Annotated in this window: 21 protein-coding genes and 1 other annotated feature; of the genes, 3 read left to right on the top strand and 18 right to left on the bottom strand. The window is 35.5% G+C overall.

All coding sequences use genetic code 11. From position 1 onward, the window contains the following. Positions 1-72 precede the first annotated feature (72 nt). Together C7U55_RS05130 and C7U55_RS14105 are read right to left on the bottom strand one after the other, a co-directional pair. Positions 73-2577, bottom strand: coding sequence for a DUF7601 domain-containing protein (locus C7U55_RS05130; protein ID WP_106987637.1), 2505 nt, complete (start codon positions 2575-2577; stop codon positions 73-75). A gap of 76 nt (positions 2578-2653) precedes the next feature. Continuing rightward, the gene (locus C7U55_RS14105) at positions 2654-3499 is read right to left on the bottom strand and encodes a DUF7601 domain-containing protein (protein ID WP_106987636.1); all 846 of its coding nucleotides are present in this window, start codon (positions 3497-3499) and stop codon (positions 2654-2656) included. 266 nt (positions 3500-3765) lie between these two features. On the opposite strand from C7U55_RS14105, the gene C7U55_RS05120 reads away from it, so the two are divergent. Further along, on the top strand, positions 3766-5028 hold the full coding sequence (locus C7U55_RS05120; RefSeq protein WP_162297411.1) for a DDE-type integrase/transposase/recombinase: 1263 nt from the start codon (positions 3766-3768) through the stop codon (positions 5026-5028). A 92-nt stretch (positions 5029-5120) separates the two neighbouring features. On the opposite strand, the gene C7U55_RS05115 is transcribed toward C7U55_RS05120, so the two are convergent. The 6 genes from C7U55_RS05115 to proB form a co-directional block, all read right to left on the bottom strand. Next, the gene (locus C7U55_RS05115; RefSeq protein ID WP_048923063.1) at positions 5121-5741 is read right to left on the bottom strand and encodes a recombinase family protein; all 621 of its coding nucleotides are present in this window, start codon (positions 5739-5741) and stop codon (positions 5121-5123) included. Between the two features lie 146 nt (positions 5742-5887). Further along, positions 5888-6718, bottom strand: coding sequence for a ParB N-terminal domain-containing protein (locus C7U55_RS05110; protein ID WP_106987634.1), 831 nt, complete (start codon positions 6716-6718; stop codon positions 5888-5890). After that, a complete protein-coding gene (locus C7U55_RS05105) occupies positions 6669-7499 on the bottom strand; it encodes a ParA family protein (protein ID WP_106987633.1) in 831 nt (276 codons plus the stop codon). The genes C7U55_RS05110 and C7U55_RS05105 overlap by 50 nt, the downstream gene beginning before the upstream one ends. A 584-nt stretch (positions 7500-8083) precedes the next feature. Then, positions 8084-8263, bottom strand: coding sequence for a hypothetical protein (locus C7U55_RS05090; RefSeq protein ID WP_048923067.1), 180 nt, complete (start codon positions 8261-8263; stop codon positions 8084-8086). Positions 8264-8417: 154 nt separating this feature from the next. Then, a complete protein-coding gene (locus tag C7U55_RS05085; RefSeq protein WP_106987631.1) occupies positions 8418-9665 on the bottom strand; it encodes a glutamate-5-semialdehyde dehydrogenase in 1248 nt (415 codons plus the stop codon). 5 nt (positions 9666-9670) lie between these two features. Then, positions 9671-10792, bottom strand: coding sequence for a glutamate 5-kinase (proB, locus tag C7U55_RS05080; protein WP_106987630.1), 1122 nt, complete (start codon positions 10790-10792; stop codon positions 9671-9673). 167 nt (positions 10793-10959) lie between these two features. Here proB and asnA point away from each other — a divergent pair, with 167 nt between their 5' ends. Further along, the gene (gene asnA, locus C7U55_RS05075; RefSeq protein WP_106987629.1) at positions 10960-11967 is read left to right on the top strand and encodes an aspartate--ammonia ligase; all 1008 of its coding nucleotides are present in this window, start codon (positions 10960-10962) and stop codon (positions 11965-11967) included. A 301-nt stretch (positions 11968-12268) separates the two neighbouring features. Here asnA and C7U55_RS05070 read toward each other — a convergent pair whose 3' ends face one another. Genes C7U55_RS05070 through C7U55_RS05055 form a run of 4 tightly spaced genes read right to left on the bottom strand, consistent with a single transcriptional unit; the run spans position 12269 to position 17065 of the window. Then, positions 12269-14497, bottom strand: coding sequence for a RelA/SpoT family protein (locus C7U55_RS05070; RefSeq protein WP_106987628.1), 2229 nt, complete (start codon positions 14495-14497; stop codon positions 12269-12271). Between the two features lie 45 nt (positions 14498-14542). Beyond that, positions 14543-15061 (bottom strand): adenine phosphoribosyltransferase, encoded by a 519-nt coding sequence (locus C7U55_RS05065; protein WP_106987627.1) that lies wholly within the window; start codon positions 15059-15061, stop codon positions 14543-14545. Between the two features lie 50 nt (positions 15062-15111). Continuing rightward, positions 15112-16740: a single-stranded-DNA-specific exonuclease RecJ gene (gene recJ / locus C7U55_RS05060; protein ID WP_106987626.1), complete on the bottom strand. Its 1629-nt coding sequence runs from the start codon at positions 16738-16740 to the stop codon at positions 15112-15114. A gap of 34 nt (positions 16741-16774) precedes the next feature. Then, a complete protein-coding gene (locus tag C7U55_RS05055) occupies positions 16775-17065 on the bottom strand; it encodes a post-transcriptional regulator (protein ID WP_106987625.1) in 291 nt (96 codons plus the stop codon). A gap of 60 nt (positions 17066-17125) precedes the next feature. Here C7U55_RS05055 and C7U55_RS05050 point away from each other — a divergent pair, with 60 nt between their 5' ends. After that, positions 17126-18430, top strand: coding sequence for an oligosaccharide flippase family protein (locus tag C7U55_RS05050; RefSeq protein ID WP_106987624.1), 1305 nt, complete (start codon positions 17126-17128; stop codon positions 18428-18430). Here C7U55_RS05050 and C7U55_RS05045 read toward each other — a convergent pair. The 6 genes from C7U55_RS05045 to C7U55_RS05020 all read right to left on the bottom strand — a co-directional run bounded on the left by C7U55_RS05045 (position 18422) and on the right by C7U55_RS05020 (position 23080). Then, positions 18422-19534 carry an aminotransferase class I/II-fold pyridoxal phosphate-dependent enzyme gene (locus C7U55_RS05045; protein ID WP_106987623.1) on the bottom strand — a complete coding sequence of 371 codons (1113 nt, stop codon included), beginning with the start codon at positions 19532-19534 and terminating at the stop codon, positions 18422-18424. The two genes, C7U55_RS05050 and C7U55_RS05045, sit on opposite strands and share 9 nt — an antisense overlap. Continuing rightward, the gene (locus C7U55_RS05040) at positions 19534-20259 is read right to left on the bottom strand and encodes an amino acid ABC transporter ATP-binding protein (protein WP_106987622.1); all 726 of its coding nucleotides are present in this window, start codon (positions 20257-20259) and stop codon (positions 19534-19536) included. The genes C7U55_RS05045 and C7U55_RS05040 overlap by 1 nt, the downstream gene beginning before the upstream one ends. After that, positions 20252-20935 carry an amino acid ABC transporter permease gene (locus C7U55_RS05035; RefSeq protein ID WP_106987621.1) on the bottom strand — a complete coding sequence of 228 codons (684 nt, stop codon included), beginning with the start codon at positions 20933-20935 and terminating at the stop codon, positions 20252-20254. Before C7U55_RS05035 ends, C7U55_RS05040 begins: the two co-directional genes overlap by 8 nt. Positions 20936-20960: 25 nt before the next feature. Beyond that, a complete protein-coding gene (locus C7U55_RS05030) occupies positions 20961-21725 on the bottom strand; it encodes a transporter substrate-binding domain-containing protein (RefSeq protein ID WP_106987710.1) in 765 nt (254 codons plus the stop codon). A gap of 47 nt (positions 21726-21772) precedes the next feature. Beyond that, positions 21773-21977, bottom strand: a binding site (T-box leader). 50 nt (positions 21978-22027) lie between these two features. Then, on the bottom strand, positions 22028-22282 hold the full coding sequence (locus C7U55_RS05025) for a hypothetical protein (RefSeq protein ID WP_106987620.1): 255 nt from the start codon (positions 22280-22282) through the stop codon (positions 22028-22030). Positions 22283-22315: 33 nt separating this feature from the next. Then, positions 22316-23080, bottom strand: a complete 765-nt coding sequence (locus tag C7U55_RS05020; protein ID WP_106987619.1) for an HAD-IIB family hydrolase — start codon at positions 23078-23080, stop codon at positions 22316-22318.

The raw sequence follows: 23080 nt of genomic DNA, 5'->3' as shown, positions 1-23080 counted from the left end.
ACTCGTATGACGGCCACCGAAAAAAGAAGCAATGCTGGCAGTCAGTTGACTTGCCAGCATTGGAGTTAATTTTTAGTTAGAATGACGGTTTCGACGGGTTCTCTTTTTCACAACTACCAGGGATATAAACAATCCTGCCAGAGAAAGTTCCATCAGGGAAATCCACAATCCCAAGTTCATGGTATCTCCCATCTTGGGCACATCGTCCGGTGTACCGGAGTCATTCGGCACATCTGGGCTGCCCGGCTGATTCGGTGTGACAGGGCTATCCGGATTGCTCGGCTGGTCCGGTGCATCGCTATCCTTGGTGTTGATAAAGGCTGCCACAGCGGTTTTACCGTCGCTGATTACACCGGTAGCTCCATTTGCCGTTACCGTATAACCATCGTTATCGCTTTCGGTGACCGTGTAGTGGATATCCGCAGGCAGCTTGGTGGCTGTGCTGCTTTCACCATGCTTGAGCGTCACCACAGCGGTACCATTATTAAATGTCATATCACCGTATGCTCCACTGATAGCACGGTCCAGCTTAACCGTAAAAGTGAATTTCTGTTCGGTATCGCCGGCTTTTCCGGTTACGGTTTTGGAAACGGTCAGGTTGCCGTATGGGTCTTCACCACCGCCGCCAATAGGCACCCACTGGGCGGTGTAGACCGCATTGGCTGTCACCGTTGCGGCCACTGCCGGAGACCAGCCAGTAAAGGTATAGCCGCTGTGGGTCGGTGTTCCGCCGGTAAATGCAGGGGTGGGAGTTCCACGGCGCAGGTCGCTGGTTACCTCATCCGCAAAGCTGGCTCCACCGATACCGTCTGTGTAGGTAACAGAATACTTTTGGATTGCTCCATACAGAACAAGGCTCTTAGCCTGAGAAGAAGCTCCCGTTTCTGCCGTATAATCAGTATCTGTAATAATTTCCTTATGGTTGTGTGTAAAATGCGCCAGATACGGCTCGGCATCTGCTACGCTATAGGCTTCTGTTCCATAAGTAATCGCACTGGGGGCAACAACCACTCTGCCATCCAGTGATTCACTTTCAAAAGAAGTCAATTCGTAATCGTTCATCGTATCCGATGCGCCGACCAAGGCAACGAAACGGTTTGTGGAAATTCCTCCGCTTGTATCAAAGCGGCAGCCGATACGAATATCGCCGCTGATGTTGGCTTTTGTGCCGTCAAGATAGAGGCTGCCATCCTGGTAAACTGCGTTTCCGTAATAGCTGCGCTCCGAAGCATCATCAACGTGGGGGTATCCATCAATTGCCTTATTATCCTGAATGGTACCGCCCAGCAGATAAGCAGCCGCATCTGTATCACTGATGGAAATGCCGCCACCTTGTTTAGCTTCGTTATCGGAAATTATGCCGTCGGTCATGTAGAACGAGTCTCCCTTGCCGTACAGGAAAACACCGCCGCCCTTAGAGAATGTCTCATTTTCCGAAATCGTACCGCCGCTCATTTCTACGGTGCTGGTGTAATTATCGGCTTTACTGGTCCACAGAGCAATCGCGCCACCGCCATTGCGGCCTGTATTTTGAGTAATCTCCGCATTACCGGAAATCTTGACGCTTGCGTTGCCGTTCCAATATCTATCAGCCGCATAAACAGAGATTGCACCGCCGTATCCGGCTGTATTGCCGGAAATCGTACCGCCGGTCATAATGAATTCGTTGGTCAAATCTACAGTGTTTTTGGGTGTGCCAAGAATAGCAACCGCACCGCCAAAAGCGCTTAGGTCACTTGCCGCTTTATTGTTTTGAATGTTTCCGCCGGTCATAGTCAATTTAGCCGGAACTGCATAACTCTCATCATAGTCAGCACGATTTGCACGAATCAGAATTGCACCGCCATGGGCACTTTGTGTAATGCCAGGACGGTAATAATCACCAACTGCGGTATTTCCGCTGATCGTACCGCCGTTCAGCTCCATCTCACCGCTGAGATAGATGCCGCCGCCCTGCTCAGCAGAGCAGCCGGTTACGGCAGAGCCATCATTCATAATCAGCTTTGCATTGCTATCAACTACGATACCGCCGCCCCAGTCATTTGTTCCTGTTGAACCATCACTATGGACTGCACGTCCGTTGCAGACCGTTGCACCGTTTTCTAATATAAGTTGGCTTTCAGGGCAAACACGGATGCAGCGAATATCCTGTCCCTCAGCATCAATCGTCACATTTTCAAGCGTGAGGTTCGTCGCTGTAGCTGTGCCGTATTCAACACCAACCTCAATCATATAATCGTCACTAGAAGATGCTTTTTGACAGGTAATCTTCTTTGCAGTTTCACCGGCTTTGTCTGCCAGCGTTACTGATTTATCACCGGTCAGAACCAGCTTTCCAGCTAATTGAATATCAGAAAGCAGGCAGATCGTATCTCCGTCAGCTGCCTTCGTAAATGCCGCACCAATTGTTTTAAGAGGTGCGTTCTCATCGCCGGCGGCTGAATCATCGCCGCTTTCGGATACATAGATAACTGTACCGCTGCTTGTTCCGGGAGCCGCAGCAGCTAATGTCGTTGCCGGCAACAATCCAACCATTAGACACAGCGCTAACAACCATGACATTACTTTCGTTCTCACATCAAATCCTCCTTTTACTTGCAATTATAGTGAACCATATCAAAGCATGGCTGGGAATCTCCCAGCCTCCTTTGGATTATTTCATCCGTTTGCCACGATAGCTGTTCTTTTTCACAACTACCAGAGAGATAATCAGCCCGGCCAAAGAAACCCCCATTACAGAAGTCCATAGCCGCAGGTTCAAAGTGTCACCAGTTTCGGGCGAATTTGTCGGCGTGCTGGGCTTACTCGGCACATTCGGATGATCCGATCCCTCCGAAATATTGCTGTTCTTGGTATTGGTAAAGGCTACTGTTACTGTATCATTTTTTATGATGCTGCCACTTGCTTTAGAAGCCACCGTGGTGTAGCCGTCCCGATTTGCTTCTGCCTCAGTTACTGAGTAAGTAATCCCCGAGGGCAAGCCCGTGGCAGTCTTGCTCTCGCCGTGCTTCAGAACAAAGGTTGCAACCCCACCGACAAAAGTCATCTCGCCAAACACACCATTAATCTCGGTGTTCTCAACAGTTACATTTGTTTTATCCTTTCCGTCAAATGTTTCGTTGAGTTCAATGGATAACTTTGCCACGGTAAAAGAGTTGCTGATATGGCTGTGGACCTGTATATAGGCAATTGTTTCTGAAATAGATGCCAAAAGAAGCACTGCCATCTCGTCGTAGTATTTCTCGTAATATTCGTAATCCTTCACTGGATACGGAAGGACGAGGATCAAAGCACTGTTATCGTTACGATAATTCTTCTGGAGTCGTTTAATAACGCTTGCTGCCAGTATGTCAAAGTCTCCGTTTCTACCTAAATAGAACTCCACATACTTCTTTGTGCGGAGCATATTCTTGAATAAATCGTATAGCTTTTCTTCTATATCGAAGTCCCCAACGATTCGATGCCCGATCATGGTGACACGGTATATCTCGCCAAGCAAATTGCTTACCCCCACCTGCTACTTTCTAAAAAAGTACACCTTTTTACAGTGATTTTTTTGCGCCCTCAATGATGAAAAGCAAGCCACAAAGCCCAATGTTTTCAGCTTTTTTATACTATATCATACCTTTTTCTTACAGTCAATTCTCCCGCAGCCACTTGTTAAGACCCAGCGATTTTGTCACCATAAAATTCAGCGAAAATGTCACCATGATTTTTCTTTTCTACCCTTCTCCATTATCATGTCATATGAAGGAGGTTTTTATATTGGACAGAAAAGAAGTTGCTGATCTATTGTCCAAAAAATTGAATGGTGATTTGAAAATTTCTTATGATCATTTAGCTGTTCTTACGAATTATTCTAAAAGACAGCTTATTCGCCTATCTAAATCTTTAAATGAAAAAGGTATAGATTCTACTTTGAAACACGGTAATAAAGGTTTGGCAGCCCACAATCGTGCTTCAAATGATGAAATTGATTTTATTGTCAATTTCAAAAAGCTATACCCCAATATCACTATAGCACAATTTAGAGATATTTATCTTGAAGATATTATTTTTAACCCTTCTAGAAAAGAAGATTTATCCAAATATAATCTTAAACCTAGAAGCATTTCATTCTTTCAAAGACTCTATAAAGAATATAAATGGACTTCTCCCGTTAAACATAGGAGTCATAAAAGAGACTCTCCTTTACATTTACTGAGAGAAAAAAGTCCTAGAGCTGGTATGCTTGTTCAAATCGACGGAACTCCCTTTGACTGGTTTGGCAACGGTCAACGCTTTACTTTTCATATGGCCGTTGACGATGCAACCAATGATATCTTTGCTGGCTGGTTTACCAAAAACGAATGCATGTATGGATATTGTAAGATGATGGAACTTCTTATCAAGAAAAAAGGAATTCCCTTAGCTATTTATTCAGATAAACATACCATCTTTAAAAGTCCTGAAGGTAATATAACATCATTTGGTGTTATGATGGATAAACTTGGCATTGAAATGATTTTCGCTAATACATCTCAAGCCAAAGGATTGATAGAACGGTACAATGGTACAGCTCAAAGAAGATTGCCCAATGACATTATAAGGTTCAAAATAAAAGACTACGATCAATTAAATATATGGTTCAATGACTTTTACATAAAATATCTGAATGAAAAATTTGCACATCTTCCAATTGATCCTGTTTATGAATTTGTAGAGCTAACAGAAAATTACGATTTGAATCTAGTGTTCACTGTTTCAAATACCAGAAAAATAGTAGAAGGCAATATGTTTTCCTATAACGGATATTATTATGTCCCATATGATAAAAATGGAGAAGTAGTAAAAATAAGAACTTCAACAGAAGTTACAATTTTATATTTTGTGCTAGAAAATAAAATAAGAATGAAATATATTGGGATTATTTATGACTGTACATTGATAGGTACAAAACATAAAAACAAACAGGTACTAATAAATGATCATAAAGATTTAAATAATCTCATTCAAGAAATGGACAAAAAAACAAAGGGTTCACACTAATAGAACCCTTCTTCATTTTTGGTGACATTTTTGCTGAACGTTAACATTCTCCCGCAGCCACTTTTATGGCTTTTGTATTTAGGTGTACTTTTTTACAGTGATTTTTTTTCGCTGTTCAATGTTGCTCTGTATTCCCGCAGTCGATGGTAAAAGGTTGATTCACACATTCCGCACATCTCGGCGGCTTCATAGGATTTGATAATACCACTTTCCCATTTCTCCACGATCTCCAGAAAATTGGGCGGAGCCTTTTTGACAGGTCTTCCGAACTTCATTCCGTTGGCTTTTGCGGCGGCAATGCCCTGTGCCTGACGCTTTCGGATATTTTCCCGTTCATTCTGTGCCACAAAGGACAGCACTTGCAGCACAATATCTGCAAGGAAAGTACCCATCAGGTCTTTGCCACGCCTTGTGTCCAAAAGCGGCATATCGATCACAGAAACATCAACTTCCTTTTCCCGTGTCAGGAATCTCCACTGGCTTTGGATTTCTTCATAGTTTCTGCCAAGCCGGTCAATGCTCATAATATACAGGACATCCCCCTTTTTAAGTTTACGAAGCAGCTTCTGATACATTGGACGGTTGAAGTCCTTGCCTGACTGCTTATCCTTATAGATGTTTTCCTCAGCAATTCCAAGCTGTCGCATTTCTACCATCTGCCGTTCTTCGTTCTGATCCAAGGAAGATACCCTGACATAACCGTATTCTTTCATTTTCGCTTCACCTCCAAGCATAGATAGTATTTTATCAAATCTGTGTGTCCCGCCTTTTGCTGTGTTTCATTTTGTACAAACTCAACCGAAGAAGAAAACCACCGACTTCCTGCGTGAAGAAGCCGGTGGTTTTTCATAATTTTCCATCAATAGTTCGGAACTCCGTATCCGAGAATTTCATAGTGACCTACGCTGTACTGGTTTATTCGGCAACTATCGCTGGAGTTGCCCTCAACGGTATAGACGATACCGTTCTCAACCTTTTGGACAATGCCAGTGTGGTCGGATTGTCCGTCCTGCGGACCCGACGAACCCTTGTTATCCCAATCAAAGAAAATAATCATTCCGGGGACAGGATCGGCAGAACCGTCGATCCACTGTCCACGGTCTTTGAACCACTGGACGCCGTTCACGCAGCCTGCATATTTGGGTACAACCCCGGTGTCAATATAGCCGCACTGATCGGCGCACCAGCTTACAAAACAAGCACACCATTCCACACGGCTTCCGAAGCCGTACCAAGACCAGTACGGTTCGCGACCTACATTGCCCACCTGAGAAAGAGCGACGGTGACAATCTGATCGTCACTGTATCGGATACCGTAAAGCACCGCCGCCCAAATATAGTTGTTCTCGTCTTTAAGCAACTCAGCAAGGTATTCCCGTTGTTCTGCTTCAAATCCGGCAAGTTCGCAAGCCCGTTTTCGCCTGTGACCGGAAATCAGCTCATATCTGCCGTCCTCTTTCTGACGCACGGTAGCCGGAGTAATAACTCCCCGCTCCTTGACACTCTCCACAAGCTGTATCATATCCTCGTCGTCCCGTACCTTAAATGGGTGGTCGGGAAAATCGTCGATCAGCTCAAGGGGAATATCTCGGATTTTACTGAGCTTAGCATCATCCCGCTCCTCTTGCGTAGAGAACAAATCATCGAGCGTGTTTGTGGGAAGCGTGAAGTCGCTCTTTCTGCCTGCCATCGGCTAACACCTCCTTCGTAAAATCCGTGTAAGCCTTAGACACGGTGCTGCTCGGCTCATAGGCGTATATGCTTTTGCCTTTGGATGAAACCTCGGCGGCTTTTACGGCAATGGGAATGGTCGTCCAGTATATCCTGATCCGACAACCGAAGTTCTCTCGCTGCGCTTCTACCGTACTTTTGGCGAGATTGGTTCTGCCGTCTACAAGCGTGAGCAGGATACCGTCGATTGTCAGGTTCCGATTGGTGTGCTTCTTCACCTTGGCAATCGTCGATAAAAGCTGCGTCATACCTTTTGCGGGGAGATACTGTGCCTGCACGGGAATAATCACACTGTCTGCCGCAGTCAGAGCATTGAGCGTTATCATACCGAGGGACGGCATACAATCTATCAGTACATAGTCGTATCTGTCCTTCACTTGGCTGAGATAGTTTTTCATCACGCGCTCTCTGCTCATTGCAGTCACAAGGCTCATCTCCAACGCTGAAAGGTCAAGGTTTGACGGAACAAGGTCAACCTTTTCTTCGTGGCTGAGAATGCCGGAGAACGGGACTTGCTGTTCTTCCCGCATTACCGCTGATAGCTTATTGGAAAGGGTCTGCGGCAAGCTGTCCGTGTCCTGCCAACCGAGGCAGGTAGTAAGGTCACCCTGCGGGTCAGCGTCCACGAGAAGCACCTTTTTGCCTTGCATAGCCAATCCTACGCCGAGGTTTACTGCCGTGGTGGTTTTCCCCACGCCGCCTTTTTGGTTGCATATCGCTATGGTTTTACAGTTTGGCATTTAGCTTTTTCCTCCTTCTTTGTGGATTTCATAACTGCTTTTGAAAACAGCTATGTATATGTCCGCAGTATTTGTTCTCAACGCCCCCTGCGGTGGCTTTCGCCTTACGGGAAACACTTGAGTCACGGTGTGCTGCACCGTGTTCATAGGAATCTCACCTCTGCCGGGTACTCCGCCAGCTCCGTAGAGAAGTATCATTATCATTCTGACTGTCATCGCCGTTCCGGTGGCAAACCGAATTTCAGATCAGGGGTTCTCGCTCATACTCCGAAAAGGAGAAGTCACGGCGTACCTATCTTCGGGCTATCATCAGAAATAATGTCCCAAGTGCCTGTATATTCAGTTTTCAAGGATCACGAAGCGGCTCCTGTACGGAGTCAGGAATTAACCCCTTCACATACTCTGAATAAGGGGTGGGTTTTGGCAGGGTGTTTTTCAAAAAAGTTGAAAAAATTTTTTCGTGACCCTCTGAAACAAAAAAGCCACCTTTCCGAAAGCGGAAAAGCGGCACAGGGTTTAAGGATATATATAATAGGAAAAGGGCTGCTCATCCCCAAGCGGGGAATAAGCAGCCCAAGCTATGTTTAGATGTAGACAACTTTGAGTTTCTTCTTTTTTGCACGGATTACCTTTACCAACACCTCATCAACGGCATCGGTATATTTTCCTTGCTGCATACAGAGGTTTTTGAAATCAATTAGGGACTCTATAATCTCTGACCGCTCCTGATTGGTCAGGTAGATATGATATTTGTGTTCCTTCATTGTCTGACACCTCCTGATACTTTCATTATACTTATACAGGTGCAGAAATTCAAAGATGCGATTATATTATGTATAGATAACAATAAGGCTCCGACCTTTTGAGTCGGAGCCTTATTGCTCGCCTTTGCAAATGCCATTTTTCAGTGTTTTGAAATTATCGCCTTACCGGGCTGTGGCACCTTACTTGTCCTTTTCCATAAATCATATATTTTGTAGAAGTAATTTCTTGCAGACCAAGTGGTCCTCTGGCATGAAGTTTTTGCGTTGAAATACCCACTTCTGCACCAAAACCAAATTCTCCCCCATCACTAAAACGTGTAGATGCGTTATGATAAACGCAAGCTGAATCTAAAGATTCCATAAAATATTTTGCTGTTTCTTTATTTTCGGTAACAATGGATTCTGAATGCTTTGTTGAATAAGTATAAATATGTTCAATAGCCTCTTCCATATCTTCTACAACTTTAACATTGCAAATATAATCATCATATTCCGTAGCATAATTTTTTTCAGTAGCTTCTAAACAATCAATGATTCTTCTTGTTTTTTTATCACCATAAATTTGTACATTTTTAAAGGTTTCTTGAAGCTTTGGTAAAAATTCTTGAGCTACTTTTTGATGAACAAGAATCGTTTCGATTGCATTGCATACCGATGGTCTTTGAATTTTTGCATTTTTCGCAATTTCTAAAGCCATATCAAGATTGGCTTCTTGATCAACGTAAAGATGACAAATTCCTGCTCCTGTTTCAATTACTGGAACAGTCGCATTTTTTACAACATATTGAATAAGTCCCGCACTTCCTCGTGGAATAATGACATCTACATAGTCATGTGCTTGAATTAAATCAAACGTTTCTTCTCGATGTTTTGTTTCAATAAGCGTAACAGCATGTGTTGGTAAAAGATCTTTAATGGCTTCGTTAATAATTTGAACCAAGATACGATTTGAATGAATAGCTTCTTTACCGCCTTTTAAAACACAAACATTATTGGTTTTAATACATAAACTGGCAATATCTACGGTGACATTAGGTCTTGATTCATAAATAACTCCAATCACACCTAAAGGAATTCTGATTTGTTGAATTACTAAACCGTTTGGTCTTTTAATTTCTCTTACAAGAGTTCCAATAGGATCTTGTAAATCAATCACTTTTAAAATATCTTGTGCCATCGCTTCTATACGTTCTTTATTCAACAACAAACGATCAATCATTGATTCTTTAATCCCATTATTTTCAGCTTCAACAATGTCCTTTTGATTTTCTTCTATAATCAGTTCACTTTTTTGAATTAAAGCCTCTGAAATACTTCTTAAAGCTTTATTTTTTATTTCTGGTTTTATATTTTGCATAGAACGACAGGCTTTTTTTGCTTCTTTAAGTTGTTCTTTAATCATGATTTTCACCCCTTATTAATGACAAGATTATCTGCATGAATCACTTCATCATAATCTTTATAATGTAAAATACTTTCTATTTCATTACTATGATGATCTTTAATCAATTTTAACTCATCACTTGAATAATTAGTAATTCCTCTAGCAATCAATTGTCCTTTAAAAGAAAGAACATCTATTACACTTCCTTGCATAAAAGAACCCTCTACTTCTTTAATCCCTTTAGGAAGTAAACTTGTATGTGTTTTTAAAGCTTCGCAGGCTCCATCATCAACAATAACTTTTCCTTTAGGAGAGCTTCGATACATGATCCAATGATCTCTAGCACTTAAAGTACGCCCTGCTTTTCCACTAAAATACGTACCAATTTGTTTACCTTCTAACAAATCAATAAGAGCTGTTTCATTATTCCCATTTACAATAGCCATATCTCCACCATAATCATTGACGATTTTAGCGGCACGAAGTTTTGTTACCATACCACCTGTACCAAATTGACTACTTGAATCCTTAGCATAATTCATAATTTCATCATCCACAAGTTCAATATCACTTAATAATTTTGCCATTGGATTCGTATGAGGATTATCATCATAAAGCCCATCAATATCTGAAACTAAAACAAGTAATTGAGCATCTACAATTGGTAAAAGTAATGCTGATAACGTATCATTATCCCCCACTTTAATTTCGTCTACTGCCAATGTATCATTTTCATTAATAATCGGAATCACATCATAATCTAAAATGGAAGATAAAGCATAACTCAAATTCATCAAACGTTTACGATGATCAAAATCATCATGATTTAATAAAATCTGTGCACATTTTAAATGGAACAATGAAAATAAATCTTCATAAATTTGCATTAAATGTGCTTGTCCAATAGCCGCAAGTGCCTGTTTTTTAGAAATTTCATTGGGTTTTTCACTTAAATTTAAAACACCCATTCCTGAAGAAATCGCCCCTGATGAAACAAGTGTTACTTTTAACCCTTTTCGTTTTAAAACGGCTATTTGTTGGATGAGTTTTAAAATTCTTTCTTTGTCCAACTGTCCATCTTCATTACACAAAGAAGTCGAACCAATTTTTATAATAACATGTTTGACATGTTCTAAATTTCTCATGTTTACACCTACTTTTCATTTTTTCTTATTATACAGAAAAGAAAGAAAATTGACAACAAGTGAATACATTTGAAACACTTTTATATCTATTATAATTTTTTATTATTATCTTTCATATATCTAGATAAATGATAAAATAGAACATATTATTAAGGGGGAAAATTAAAATGAATCTCATTATTCCAGAAAACTATGATCCTGTGTTATCTTTAAGACAAACACAAGAAGCAATTAAATACATAAGAGATACATTTCAAAAAGAATTTGGAAGAGCTTTAATGTTAGAAAGAATTTCAGCACCTCTTTTTGTAAAAAAAAGCAGTGGTTTAAATGACAACTTAAACGGTGTTGAAAAACCTGTTTCTTTTCAAATTAATTGTTTTGAAAATGATGATATCGAAGTCGTTCATTCTCTTGCTAAATGGAAAAGAATGGCACTTAAAAAATATGGTTTCGGTGTTCGTGAAGGACTTTATACAAATATGAACGCTATTAGAAAAGATGAAGAAGTTGATAACCTACATTCTTACTATGTTGATCAATGGGATTGGGAACGTGTCATCGAAAAAGAAGATCGCAATATTACAACATTAAAAAATCATGTTAAAAAGATTTTTAAAGTCATTAAACATATGGAACATGAAGTTTGGTATAAATACCCTCATGTTGTTAATCGTTTACCAGATCGTGTCCATTTCATTACTGCACAAGAATTAGAAAATCAATATCCTGATTTAACAGCTAAAGAAAGAGAAAATAAAATTTGTAAAGAATTCGGGTGTGTCTTTGTTATGCAAATCGGTAATGTTTTACAAAGCGGGCAAAAACATGATGGACGTGCACCAGACTATGATGATTGGAAACTAAATGGTGACTTGTTATTCTGGTACGAACCATTACAATGTGCCTTAGAAATCTCATCAATGGGTATCCGTGTGGATGAAGATTCTTTAGTAGAACAACTCAAAAAAGAAAACTGTGAAGATCGTTTAAATCTTCCATATCATCGAGCTATCATCAATAAAGAATTACCTTACACAATCGGTGGCGGTATTGGTCAATCAAGACTTTGTATGTTACTTTTAAACCGTGCTCATATCGGTGAAGTTCAAGCAAGTATTTGGCCACAAGAAATGATTGATGAATGTGAAAACAATAATATTCATTTATTATAAAAAAATCTATCTAAGCGATAGATTTTTTTTATGTATAAATAGATTATTGATAAATAATAAATGGTTTCTACAAAAATAAGCACCCCTAAAACAAATAAAGCAAATAACTATCTTAGTAATAATGTCATCAATAAACCAAAAGAAATATTTTTTAAATTTCTACCATTTCCTTTAGAAAATATTCTCTTTGTTTCTTCTTTAAAACCATCAACAACTTGTTTATTGTATTACGGACTCTTAAATTTTTTCGTCTTTTATAGTTTTTCTTCAAAAAAAAGAATTATAGTTTGAAACTATAATTCTAATGAATAACTCTTTTAATTTCATAGATTCCTTGAATACGTTCTAAATTAGCAATTGCACGATTTAAATGTTCGGCATCATCTACTCCTATTTTTAATTTAATCAAGGCTTTTCCATCATCAGAAGCATCGGCATGAATATTCAAAATATTGATTTTCATTTGCCCTAAAACCGTAATAATATCATTTAATAAATTTGTACGATCTAAACCATCAATTTGTAAGTCAGCATCAAATTTCAAATTAGAAAGTGATGCAAAATCCCAATAAACATCAATTAAACGATTTTGAATTTCCTTTTGTTTAATATTTGGACAATCTACACGATGGACTTTGATTCCTTGTCCTTGTGAAACATAACCAGTAATTTTATCTCCTGGAATTGGATTACAGCATTTAGATAATTGAATTTTTAATCCTGAAACACCTTTAACGACAACACCGTTATTTGATGTTGTTTTTTCCAATTTTTCTCTTTGTTCATTATTTCTTTGTAAGATTTTAGATAAATTATCAAAGAATCCTGCTTTTTTAGGATTTACTTTTTCTAAAAGTGTCGCTACTGAAAGAGTTTTCTTTCCAATGAAATAAAGGATATCATCTAAATTTCTTGCCCCGAAAGCCCCTAAATACGTTTTATAAGTTTCTGGATCCAAAAATTTCTTTTCATCAAGGCCACGTTTTTTGATTTCATCTTTTAAGATTTTTTTACCATCTTCAATTGTATCTTTCTTTGTCTCAGCTTCTTTTTTAGCAAGGAAAGTACGAATTTTATTACGAGCCCCTGCTGTTCTTACAAATTTTAACCAATCTTCACTTGGTCCAGCAGATTGTTTGTTGGTTTTGATTTCACAAACATCCCCTGTATTTAATTTTGTATCAATAGGTACCATAACATTATTAACAATCGCACCAACTGTATGGTGCCCTACTTCTGTATGAATGCGGTAAGCAAAATCGACCGGTGTTGAACCATTAGGAAGTTCAACGATTTTTCCTTGTGGTGTTAAAACATAAACATTTGCTTCAAAAATATCACGAGATATTGAATCATAATATTCTTTGGCATCGCCGTCTTTAATATCATCTGATAAAGAAATAAATTCTCTCAACCATTGAAGTTTTTCGCCAATTTCTTTTTGTTCATCCTTTGCTGAGTAACCTTTTCCTTCTTTATAACGCCAATGAGCTGCAACACCAAGTTCAGCAAGTTCATCCATTTCTTCTGTACGAATTTGGATTTCAAAAGTATTTCCATCTTCACCAATAACAGAAGTATGGAGTGATTGATACATATTTGGTTTTGGCATAGCAATATAATCTTTAAAACGTCCTGGAATTGGTCGATAATGATCATGAATCAAACCTAAAACACTATAACAATCTAATTTATCTTGTAAAATAATACGAAGTGCATAAAGATCATAAAGTTCATCAAAACGTTTGTGTTTTTTAAACATTTTTTTATAGATACTATAAATAGATTTTGCTCGACCTAAAATACGATATTGATAATGATTTTCTTTTAATAGATTTTCAACTTCTTCCATCATTTTCGCCACAGATTCTTTACGTTCATCTTGTTTTGTTTGAAGAAGTCGAGCAATATCATGATAAGCAATGGGATCCAAATAAGATAATGAAAGATCTTCCAATTCTGTTTTAATATCACTTAACCCTAAACGATGCGCAATTGGTGTATAGACTTCTAATGTTTCACGAGAAATACGTTTTTGTTTTTCTGGGGGCATGAATTGTAATGTACGCATATTGTGTAAACGATCAGCAAATTTAATCAAAATAACACGAATATCTTTTGCCATGGCAATATAGATTTTACGGTGATTTTCCGCATAAACATCCGCTTCATCTTTAAATGGCATCTTAGAAATCTTAGTAACTCCTTCAACAAGAGTTGTCACTTCTTCACCAAATTCTTGGACCATTTCTTCGCGTGACACATCGCAATCTTCCATGACATCATGTAAAAGACCCGCTGTAATTGTAAGTGGACCCGTTTGTAAAGTAGATAAAATATAAGCAACCCAAATCAAATGAATGGTATAAGGTTCCCCACTTTTACGCTTTTGCCCTTCATGTTTAACCATGATATAATCATATGCTTTTTTTATAAGTTTCATATCATCTTCATTAGTAATATAGTGTCTACATGATTCATAAACATCTTCAATTGTGACTTTATCTCCGGCTTTTTTAAATTCTTTCATATTATAACCCCCTCATATGATAAAAGAGAGTTTCCTCTCTTTTATTTAATAAGTTAACATTGAATAAACGTTGTAGTCTTTTAATCTTTCTCTTCCTTTTAAAGCTTCAAGTTCAATTAAAAAAGCAATTCCTACAACTTTACCACCAAGTTTTTCAACAAGTTGAATTGTTGCTTCTACTGTCCCACCTGTAGCAAGTAAATCATCCACGATAATAACATTTTCACCTGGTTTAATACTATCCGCGTGAATATGTACTTCATTTGTTCCATATTCTAAAGCATAACTTGCTGAAACAGTTTCTCTTGGTAATTTTCCTGGCTTTCTTACAGGGACAAATCCTGCATTGATTTTATAAGCAACAGGACATCCAAATAAGAAACCTCTGGCTTCTGGACCAGCAACAACATCAACGTTGACTTCCAATCCTTCAGCCCATTTTGCAAAAGTATCAATTGTTTCTTTATAAGCTTCATTGTCTTTTAATAAAGGTGTAACATCTCTAAAGATAATTCCTTCTTCTGGGAAATCTTTGATGTCAGCAATATATTTTTTAAAGTCCATTTATGTACGCCTCCTATTTCTATTATATCAAAGTTTTAGAATCAATGAAACTATTTCATATCTTCAATAATCATATTTATTGATTCTGTATTTAAATATTTATTGATTTTCAATGTTCCAATTAAAGAAATTGTCTTTTTTTGTTGTAATTGTTCAATTTCTTTTGAACAATTAAAATATAATGCTTGTAAATTTCCTTTATTTAAAGGAATATCAAAACGTAAATGCTTACCATCAGATAAAACACGACTGGTAAAATTGGTAATGTCTTTTAAAATAAATTTCATTTCCTCATTACATTGTCCATAGGGTTCTAATAATTCTAATTCTCTTACTGCTGGTAAAGTCAATTCATTTAAATCAATCTCAATTCCTTCTAAGTGTTTTTCATCAGAAAAAGCATGTGATATTAAATACGTATGTAATGCTTCTTTTAAAGTTAAAACTTCATCTTTAGCTACTTGAAAACCACCCGCTAAAGCATGACCACCGTATTGTACAAAATGCTCTTTTAAATCATCAAAGATTTGATTTAAAGGAATACTTTCAACACTTCTAGCACTTCCTCGATAGACTTCATTTTTTTCATCATATGTCATCACAAAACTTGGTTGTTGAAATTCATGAGTATACTTACCAGCAATCAAACCAACGATTCCTTCATGAACTTCTTGATTATAGCTGTATAAAAATTCATCTTTTGGGCTATTTTCTAAAATATTTTTGTATTGTTCATTTGTAAGAGATTGTCTTTTACTATTGATTTTTTTAGCATATTGAGAAATTTGAATCGCAAATTTTTGATCAACATCCTTTAAAAAATATTTAACTAAATGATTTGGATTAACAAGTTCTGGTAATCTTCCAAATGAATTGATTTTAGGAGCAATATTAAATCCTAAAGTTGTTGTATTATATTTTTGATTTTCTCCCATCAACAATTCTAATTGAAAATATTTTTCTTCATTCATAAATTGAAGACCACGTGAAACAAGGGATTTATTTTCATCAACTAAAGGCATCATATCTGAAATTGTCGTAATAGCTGCCAAAGAAAATAAATATTTATCATGTTTTCCAAGTAAACTGCTCGCCAATTTATATGCTAAGAAACCTCCACATATTTCTTTAAATGGATAATCAGCTGACATTTTTGTGTGAATGATAGCACAGGCATCAGGAAGTTCGTCATAATCATGATGGTCAATAACAATGACATCAATGCCAAGTTCATTAGCTAAATCAATGGCTTCATACGCTTTAATTCCATTATCCACCGTAATTAATAATGTATACCCTTTTTCATACATTTGTCGGACTCTTTCTTTATTTAACCCATAACCATCTTCAAAACGATTAGGAATATGATAACCTACTTTCTTACCTAATTCTAAAAAGGTTTGAACAAGAATCGTTGTCGATAAAATTCCATCGCAATCATAATCTCCGTAAATGCATATTTTTTCATCATTTTCCAAAGCTTCTTGAATTCGATCTAAAACTAAGTCTGCATCTAAAAACAATGAAAAATCATGATATATTAATCTTTTTGAGGTATGTCCTTGAACATCTTGTTCATTATATTCTCTTTGAGCAAAAATCTTTGCGAGTAAAGAATGAATTGAATACTTTTGCATATATTCATTATAGTTATGTACTTCTTTTATATCCCAGTTCATAAAATCTCCTTAAATAAAAAATAGTTGTTACCAACTATTTTGAAATGAATTCTTGAAATGCTTTTAAATCGAGTGTGTTTGCTTCTTTAACTGCTTGTACACTTAAATAATCAAAAATCTCAGAAAATTGTAAATTCATTACATCATCAATAACATCACACATTGGTAGACTCTTTTGAGATTTCCATTTAATATTAAACAAATAATCTCTTATTTGTTTTTCTGATATATTATCTATATTTTGCTTACGAAAATCATGCGCTTTTAATTTAATTAAAAAATTTAAATCATACTTACCGAATTTATAATCCAGTTTTTCGTTCATCACAAATCAACTCCCACTTCATCTATTATAGATGAAAATTCGACATAAAGGAAGTCTTTTATGAAAAGAAAACTTATCAATTCATTTATTATTCTTTCTGCGAGTTCTGCCATTTCTAAAATATTTAGCATTTTAAACAGAATGTTACTTTCTAGGCTTCTTCCTCTAGAAGCTATGTCTCTTTATCTTGTCATTATGCCAACACTTTCTTTGTGTTTGACACTTGGGCAAGTCGGCATTCCTTCTGCTGTTTTTCGTCTTATATTACATCCAAATTATAAAAACTATAAAGTTATTATTACAGCCATACTTTTATCATTTTTTTCAGTCATTGTTATTTGTGGCACTCTCTTTATTGTAAGTCCCTTCATTGCTCATTCTTTACTTAAAAATGAATATACTCTTTATCCAATTTTATCCTTTTTAATTTTTATACCATTAATTGCCATCAGTGGTATTATTAAAAACTATTATTTAGCAAAAGGACATGTTTATGTTATCGCTAAAAGTCAAATCGTTGAAGAAACTTCACGTTTATTATTTACGTACTTGTTTTTAAAGAATCCTTTAAGTTCCTCCTTACCTTTTTTGGTAACAATCGCTTATTTATCAATGAGTTTTGGTGAATTAATGTCCATTATCTATTTACTTCTTCTAAGTCGTAAAAAGTATTCTTTTGCTCCTTTAAAAAATATCAACAAGCAAAATTTAATCATGAAAGATCTTTTAAACATTTCTTTGCCTTTAACAGGATCACGACTTTACCATTGTTTTATGAATTTTTTAGAACCCATTCTTTTAATCCATGTTTTAACTCAACTAGGTTTAACTCAAAATTACATTCAGGATCAATACGCTATCCTTTCTGGCTATGTTGTTTCCTTGCTTGTCACACCCACATTTTTTTGTACGATTATCTATCGTCTTTATTTACCTATTGCCACTGATGATCTTTATTATCATAAAAGCACTGCTTTTTTGCATTTACTCTATGCCTTACTTATTTGTCTTCTTATTGGTCTTCCTTTTACTTTAATTTTCTATTTTTTTCCAAAACAATCTCTTATGGTTCTTTACAATACCACGAGCGGTTATCAACAATTAAAATACATGGCTTTTCCTTTTTTGCTCTTTTATTTACAAACGCCCCTTTCAACTATTCTACAAGCTAAAAATAAAAATAAAGTGATGTTTATTATTTCTATAATTGAATGTACTTTAGAAATTATTTTAACCTATACCTTATCTCATTATCTTTATGTTAATGCAATTTTAATTAGCTTATTTACAGGGTTAATTACCACTTTAACATTAAGTGCAATATATTGTTTTAAAATTATAATAAAAGACACTTCTTTATCTTGAAGTGTCTAATTTTTTTAACCAATTTGAAAATACTTCCAAACCTTCTTTGACAAGTTGTGGAGCATTGGCAAGTCCAAAACGTAAATGATTTTCCACGTCAAAACAACATCCCGGAACAAAGAAAACACCTGTTTCTTCTTGTAATGTTTCACAAAAAGTATTTGAATCTATTTGATAATCATATTTTAGAAAACAAACTGTTCCATATTCTGGTATAACGCAAGAAAGATGTGGATGACCTTTTAACCATTTTTTTAAATAATTTTTATTTTCTTCTAAAATTTCACGATTCCTAGTTAAAATTTCTTTACTGTATTTTAAAGTAAGTGCCCCTAAATAATCATTGATTGGCCCACTGCTAATAATTGAATAATCACGTCTTTCATTGATTAAACGAATCAGTTCTTTATCTTTTGTTTTAATCCAACCAATACGAAGTCCTGCAGTTGATAAAACTTTAGAAAGTCCTGAAGTTACAATTCCTTTTTCGTAAAGATCACTCATAGATTCTTCTTGGTAAAGTCCTCTATAGATTTCATCAACAAGAACATAGAGATCATGTTTTTTACATATTTGAATAAGTTGTTGCATTTCTTCATGATTTAAAGTTGTTCCTGTAGGATTGTTTGGTAAATTCAAACAAATCATTTTTGTATTTTCTTTAATATTTTTTTCTAATTCTTCAAAATCGATTTTCCAATCATTTTCTTCTTTTAAATGAATAAAATCAACTTCTACTCCTAAAGATTCAGGAAAACTATAGAGTTGTTGGTATGTTGGTAAAAAAGATAAAATATGATCATTTGCAGAAAGTAATGTCATTAAAACAAGTTCATTAGCATTGACACCACCATGACAGATAGCAATTTCTTCATCATCGCCACTTTGATACAAATCCAAAATACCTTTTTTTAAAGCATGAGAACCTTCAATTGCACCATAATCTAAAGAAAGATTCATTAAATCTCCTAATGAATCTTTTTTTTCAAACGCTAATAATTCTTTTAAAGTTAGAGGTTTAGCGCATGTATCTGCCAAATTATAACGACAGTTATTTTCATGTAAAGTCATATAAGACTCTACTTCAAAACGTTGTAGTTTCATTAGTGCATAACCTTCTTTAAGAAATCTTGAGCACGTTCAGTTTTAGGATTTTCATAGAAAGCTTTTGCATCGTTTTCTTCCACAATTTTTCCATTTTCTAAGAAAATAACGCGATCAGCAACAGTTTTTGCAAAGCCCATTTCATGAGTAACAACAATCATTGTCATTCCTTCTTTAGCAAGTTGTTGCATAACTTCTAATACTTCAATAACCATTTCTGGATCTAAAGCACTTGTTGGTTCATCAAAAAGCATGATTTCAGGATTTGTACATAAACTTCTAGCAATGGCTACCCTTTGTTTTTGCCCTCCTGAAAGTTTATTTGGATATTCATCTTTTTTATCTAATAAACCAACTCTTGTAAGATAGTTACAAGCAATTTCATTTGCTTTTTCTTCATCCATATGACGTACTTTTGTAAGTGAAAGTGTTAAGTTTTCTAAGACTGTCATATGTGGAAATAAATTAAAATGTTGGAAAACGAATCCCATTTTATTTCTTAATTCTTGATAATTAGATTTCTTTGGATCTAAAGCTTCTCCATTAAGGTATACATATCCTGTTTCAGGTACTTCTAAACCATGAATACATCTTAAAACAGTACTCTTACCTGAACCAGAAGGTCCAATCAAACACACAATTTCTCCTTTTTTAACTTCAAGAGAAACATCGTCAACTGCTTTTACTTTTTTAAATTGTTTTGATATATGTTCAACTTTAATCACTTTCAGCTAACCTCTTTTCTACATATCTACCTAAATAAGAAATACTAATTGTCATAATTAAATAATAAACTGCAACAATACAATAAGGTGACATAACATCATAATATTGAGCTCCAACTACTTGAGCTGATTTTAATAATTCAACGGCACCAATACAACTAATTAACGATGAATCTTTAATTAATGTAATAAATTCACTGATCATTGGTGGAATAATTCTTTTGAAAGCTTGTGGTAAAATAACAAGTCTCATTGTTTGTTTATAAGAAAGTCCTAAAGTTTCACAAGCTTCCCATTGTCCTTTATCAACTCCGTTGATTCCACTACGAATAAGTTCAGTTGAATAAGCCCCACTGTTTATAGACATGGCAATAGCCCCAATTAAAAAGACATTAATTCTTAAAACATTTCCTGTGAATGCTGTATAAATAGATGGAATAACTGAGAATAAAATCAAGATTTGAAGTAACATTGGTGTTCCACGAATAACTTCAACATACATATTTCCAATAATTCTAAAAATTTTATATTTAGATCTTTTTGCTGAAGATCCTAAAATCCCAAAAACAATACCAAATAAAAGGGATACAGCAGCAAGTAAAAGTGATACTACTGCACCCTTAGCAAAGTAAAGTAAGTTTTCAGGAGTAAACACTTTTGAAAAAGCTACAAACATTTCTATACCCCTTTTCTATATTTTTTTATTTTTCTAATGGTGATAAATCATATTTTTTACATAATTTATCGTAATCTTTTGAAGCTAAGAATTTCTTAATACATTTGTTGATTAATTTAATTGTTTTTGTATTACCTTTTTTAGCGATAACATAGTTCTTTTCATCCATTAATGAACCATCTAATTGTGTAAAGTTTCCACTAGATACATATTGTTTAGCAACACCTAAGTCAACGATTGCTGCATCATATTGATTACTTGCTAAACCATTGAAAATATCTTGAACGTTTTTCATTGAAACAACTTCAGCATTTTCAACTTCTTTAGCAGCTTGTTCACCAGTAGCTCCAGTTTGAGCAACTAATTTTTTACCAACTAATTGATCATTTGAAGTAATTGAAGAACCTTTTGGTACAACAGCAACTTGTTGAGTTCCTAAATATGGATCAGACCATTCAACAACTCTATCTTCACTATAAGTAAAACCAGAAATACCTAAATCAATTTGATCCCCTTGAATTTGAGTAACGATGTTATCAAAATCCATTTGTTTAAATTCTAATGAATAAGTTTTACCTTCCATATCAGATAAATAACCTTCAAATAATTTTGCCATATCAACGTCAAAACCAACAATTTCACCTTTTTTATTTAATGATTCATAAGGTGCATAATCAGGTGATGTACCGATTGTAATTGTCACATCGGCATCACTTTTGCTGCTTGATGAACATCCAGCAATAGCACAAGTCATCACAAGTGCTAACATTAATTTTAATACTTTTTTCATAATCTTTTCCCCTTTTCTACTCAATAAAAAACGTCTCCTAGCGATTGCTAAGAGACGAAAGATTCCGCGGTACCACTCTTGTTGATATGATAAACATATCCACCTCACCGTTAAAGCTGGTTAGCTTGTTATCCTATGTATTCAGATAACCCTCTCCAAAGTGCGCTTCATTTTATTTTCAATACCTAATTTCCACCAACATAGGCTCTCTAACATATCCAATAAAACTACTCTCTTTTTCATTGAGTTTATTTATATACCTGTATTATAGATAATATTTAAGCTTTGTCAACATTCCTCGATTATTTTTTTGATAAAACTTTTTCATTGAAAGAACGCACAATCTTCATTGCTTTTTCTAAAGGGGTATTCATTTCTTGTAATTGTTCTAAAACATCATCAAGTTGTTGATTGATTTCTTGAATACTCTCTCTTGTATCTTGAATTGTTTGTCTTGTTTTCTTTTTAGCATCATCACTATGAAGTAAAAAGTAAATACCTAAAGACATACATACAAAAATACCAACAATGATAAAAAAATCTTTAACTAGTTCCATAATCTCACCCATCAATAGTATAGCTTATTTTGTTTAATCAATCCAGCCAAAATGACGACAAGCATATTCAATACCATCATCATCATTTCTTTTAGTTACAAAATCAGCAACTTCTTTAACTTCATCAATCGCATTACCCATAGCAATACCTAAGGGCGCTTTTTGAATCATTGAAATATCATTTAAACCATCACCAAAAACGACAATATCTTTTTCATCGCCTTTTAATAAATGAACCATTTCTAAAATACCTTGATATTTCTCCGCCGGTTCCACAATAACTTGTCCTTTAAAATAACGCATATAATCTAAAGTTCCTAAATCTAATAACTTTTCTTCTTGTTCATTACATTCAATAAAAACCTTATAAATTTGCTTTACTTGGTGAAAATCTATACTTTCATCAACAACTAATTTTACCGGAAGTTTTTGATTTTTTTGGTCACTTTGATTCGTATACAAAACAGCTTCATTTCCTAAAGCAACCGCAAATGGTAAACGACGTTCAATACATTGATCAATCACATGATTAGCTTGAACAAAATCAATCGGTTTAATATATTGAAGTTCATTATGCAAAGTAATACCATTTCCACCATCTGTTACTAAACAATCAATATGTGCTTCCTTAGCTGCATCCATAGCCATATACTGTGCTCTTCCTGTGGCAATAGCAACAAAATGCCCGTTGGCTTTTAATTGATCAAGTGTACGATAGGTACTTTCTAAAATCTTTCCTCCTGGATTAGCATCTGTAAGGGTGCCATCAATATCAAAAAATATGTATTTTCTTTCCAT

The sequence above is a fragment of the Faecalibacillus faecis genome (genome assembly GCF_003024675.1).
Taxonomy (GTDB): Bacteria; Bacillota_I; Bacilli_A; order Erysipelotrichales; family Coprobacillaceae; genus Faecalibacillus; species Faecalibacillus faecis.
The sequence above is the reverse complement of the archived record's forward strand: the minus strand, read 5'-3'. Positions and strand labels throughout refer to the sequence as shown.

Bases quoted from the DNA above. Each gene is read 5' to 3' on its own strand.
- proB (WP_106987630.1), bottom strand. From the start codon at position 10,792: ATGAGAAATTTAGAACATGTCAAACATGTTATTATAAAAATTGGTTCG.
- C7U55_RS05070 (WP_106987628.1), bottom strand. From the start codon at position 14,497: ATGAAAGAATTTAAAAAAGCCGGAGATAAAGTCACAATTGAAGATGTT.
- C7U55_RS05085 (WP_106987631.1), bottom strand. From the start codon at position 9,665: ATGATTAAAGAACAACTTAAAGAAGCAAAAAAAGCCTGTCGTTCTATG.
- recJ (WP_106987626.1), bottom strand. From the start codon at position 16,740: ATGAACTGGGATATAAAAGAAGTACATAACTATAATGAATATATGCAA.
- C7U55_RS05065 (WP_106987627.1), bottom strand. From the start codon at position 15,061: ATGGACTTTAAAAAATATATTGCTGACATCAAAGATTTCCCAGAAGAA.
- C7U55_RS05020 (WP_106987619.1), bottom strand. From the start codon at position 23,080: ATGGAAAGAAAATACATATTTTTTGATATTGATGGCACCCTTACAGAT.
- C7U55_RS05110 (WP_106987634.1), bottom strand. From the start codon at position 6,718: ATGGCAGGCAGAAAGAGCGACTTCACGCTTCCCACAAACACGCTCGAT.
- asnA (WP_106987629.1), top strand. From the start codon at position 10,960: ATGAATCTCATTATTCCAGAAAACTATGATCCTGTGTTATCTTTAAGA.
- C7U55_RS05030 (WP_106987710.1), bottom strand. From the start codon at position 21,725: ATGAAAAAAGTATTAAAATTAATGTTAGCACTTGTGATGACTTGTGCT.
- C7U55_RS05090 (WP_048923067.1), bottom strand. From the start codon at position 8,263: ATGAAGGAACACAAATATCATATCTACCTGACCAATCAGGAGCGGTCA.
- C7U55_RS05115 (WP_048923063.1), bottom strand. From the start codon at position 5,741: ATGAAAGAATACGGTTATGTCAGGGTATCTTCCTTGGATCAGAACGAA.
- C7U55_RS05050 (WP_106987624.1), top strand. From the start codon at position 17,126: ATGAAAAGAAAACTTATCAATTCATTTATTATTCTTTCTGCGAGTTCT.
- C7U55_RS05045 (WP_106987623.1), bottom strand. From the start codon at position 19,534: ATGAAACTACAACGTTTTGAAGTAGAGTCTTATATGACTTTACATGAA.
- C7U55_RS05035 (WP_106987621.1), bottom strand. From the start codon at position 20,935: ATGTTTGTAGCTTTTTCAAAAGTGTTTACTCCTGAAAACTTACTTTAC.
- C7U55_RS05055 (WP_106987625.1), bottom strand. From the start codon at position 17,065: ATGAACGAAAAACTGGATTATAAATTCGGTAAGTATGATTTAAATTTT.
- C7U55_RS05105 (WP_106987633.1), bottom strand. From the start codon at position 7,499: ATGCCAAACTGTAAAACCATAGCGATATGCAACCAAAAAGGCGGCGTG.
- C7U55_RS05025 (WP_106987620.1), bottom strand. From the start codon at position 22,282: ATGGAACTAGTTAAAGATTTTTTTATCATTGTTGGTATTTTTGTATGT.